The following is a 2,618-nucleotide window of genomic DNA, read 5'->3' on the forward strand; positions in this document are numbered from 1 at the left end:
AAAGCTTATCTCCTAGAAACCTCTAAGGATAAGTCCTCGACCTATTAGTACTTCTCAGCTGAGTGCGTTACCACACTTACACCTGAAGCCTATCAACCTTGTAGTCTTCAAGGGGTCTTACTCCGAAGATGGGATATCTTATCTTGAGGGGGGCTTCACGCTTAGATGCCTTCAGCGTTTATCCCTGCCAAACTTGGCTACTCTGCCATGCCTTTGGTAAAACAACAGATACACCAGAGGTTTGTCCATCCCGGTCCTCTCGTACTAAGGACAGCTCCTCTCAAATATCCTACGCCCACGCCGGATAGGGACCGAACTGTCTCACGACGTTCTGAACCCAGCTCGCGTACCGCTTTAATGGGCGAACAGCCCAACCCTTGGAACCTGCTACAGCTCCAGGATGCGATGAGCCGACATCGAGGTGCCAAACCACTCCGTCGATGTGAACTCTTGGGAGTGATAAGCCTGTTATCCCCAGGGTAGCTTTTATCCGTTGAGCGATGGCAATCCCACTTTATACCACCGGATCACTAAGTCCTACTTTCGTATCTGCTCCACCCGTCGGTGTCGCAGTCAAGCTCCCTTCTGCCTTTGCACTCTTCGAACGGTTTCCAACCGTTCTGAGGGAACCTTTGAGCGCCTCCGATACTCTTTCGGAGGCGACCGCCCCAGTCAAACTCCCCGTCAGACATTGTCCCCCAGCCGGGTTACGGCTGCAGGTTAGAAACCCAGTACTGTAAGGGTGGTATCCCAAGGTTGGCTCCATGGCAACTGGCGTCACCATTTCCTAGCCTCCCACCTATCCTGTACAGACAGTACCGAATCCCAGTATCAAACTGGAGTAAAGCTCCATGGGGTCTTTCCGTCCTGGCGCAGGTAACCAGCATCTTCACTGGTATTTCAATTTCACCGGGTGTGTTGTTGAGACAGTGCCCAAATCATTACGCCTTTCGTGCGGGTCGGAACTTACCCGACAAGGAATTTCGCTACCTTAGGACCGTTATAGTTACGGCCGCCGTTTACTGGGGCTTAAATTCAAAGCTTCGATTGCTCTAACCTCTCCTCTTAACCTTCCAGCACCGGGCAGGCGTCAGCCCATATACCTCACCTTTCGGTTTTGCATAGACCTGTGTTTTTGCTAAACAGTTGCTTGGGCCATTTCTCTGCGGCCACATCTCTGTGGCACTCCTTCTCCCGAAGTTACGGAGTCATTTTGCCGAGTTCCTTAACAACACTTCTCCCGCCGGCCTTAGGATTCTCTCCTCATCCACCTGTGTCGGTTTACGGTACGGGTACTTATGAAACAATAGCGGCTTTTCTTGGCAGCTGGCTCACACGCTTCTCTACTAATGTTCGATCCACATAACGCTTTACATTTTTCATGCGGTTTTGCCTGCATGACTGCTATACGCTTGTACCGGCTTTTCCATTTCCGGCTCGTGCTCTCCTTCTGCGTCCCCACAGTTCTGTCCATAAGCAGTACAGGAATTTCAACCTGTTATCCATCGACTACGGCTCTCGCCCTCGCCTTAGGCCCCGACTTACCCAGGGAAGATCAGCTTTACCCTGGAAACCTTAGATATTCGGCCTTTAAGATTCTCACTTAAATCTCGCTACTCATTCCGGCATTCTCTCTTCTTAACTCTCCACTGCTCCTTACAGTACAGCTTCGTCGACTTAAGAATGCTCCTCTACCATCCTTTCGGATCCACAGCTTCGGTGTCGTGTTTTAGCCCCGGACATTTTCGGCGCAGGACCTCTCGACTAGTGAGCTATTACGCACTCTTTGAATGTATGGCTGCTTCTGAGCCAACATCCTAGTTGTCTTCGAAATCCCACATCCTTTACCACTTAACACGCACTTTGGGACCTTAGCTGGTGGTCTGGGCTCTTTCCCTTTTGACTACCCAACTTATCTCGTGCAGTCTGACTCCCGTACATCATCTACGCGGCATTCGGAGTTTGATAATCTTCGGTAAGCTTTGACGCCCCCTAGGATATTCAGTGCTCTACCTCCGCAAGACTAATACGAGGCTAGCCCTAAAGCTATTTCGAGGAGAACCAGCTATCTCCGGGTTCGATTGGAATTTCTCCCCTACCCACACCTCATCGCCACCCTTTTCAACGGATGTGCGTTCGGTCCTCCATCGCCTTTTACGGCGACTTCAACCTGGACATGGGTAGATCACCCGGTTTCGGGTCTTCTTGTACTGACTTATGCGTGCTATTAACACTTGCTTTCACTTCGGCTCCGCACCTTAAGTGCTTAACCTTGCCGGTACAAGAAACTCGCCGGACCGTTCTACAAAAAGTACGCGGTCCTACCTTAACGTAGTTCCACAGCTTGTAAACACAGGGTTTCAGGTTCTCTTTCACTCCCCTCCCGGGGTCCTTTTCACCTTTCCTTCACAGTACTATGCGCTATCGGTCACTGAGTAGTATTTAGCCTTGGAGGGTGGTCCCTCCGCCTTCCCACAAGGTTTCTCGTGTCTCGTGGTACTCCGGATTCTGCTAGGCGTGTTTTCAATTTCGCATACGAGGCTTTCACTCTCTTTGGCGGGACTTCCCAGACCCTTCTGCTATCAATCACACTGCCATGTTGCAGTCCATACCCCGGA

Annotated in this window: 1 rRNA gene; it reads right to left on the reverse strand. The window is 51.0% G+C overall.

Features of this window, described 5'->3' with window-relative positions:
* Positions 1-24: 24 nt before the first annotated feature.
* Positions 25-2,618: ribosomal RNA gene (locus tag DXB91_RS12985) — 23S ribosomal RNA — on the reverse strand; the annotation flags it as partial.

Source organism: Coprococcus sp. OM06-34AC, assembly GCF_003462545.1.
In the GTDB taxonomy this organism is placed as follows: domain Bacteria; phylum Bacillota; class Clostridia; order Lachnospirales; family Lachnospiraceae; genus Coprococcus; species Coprococcus aceti.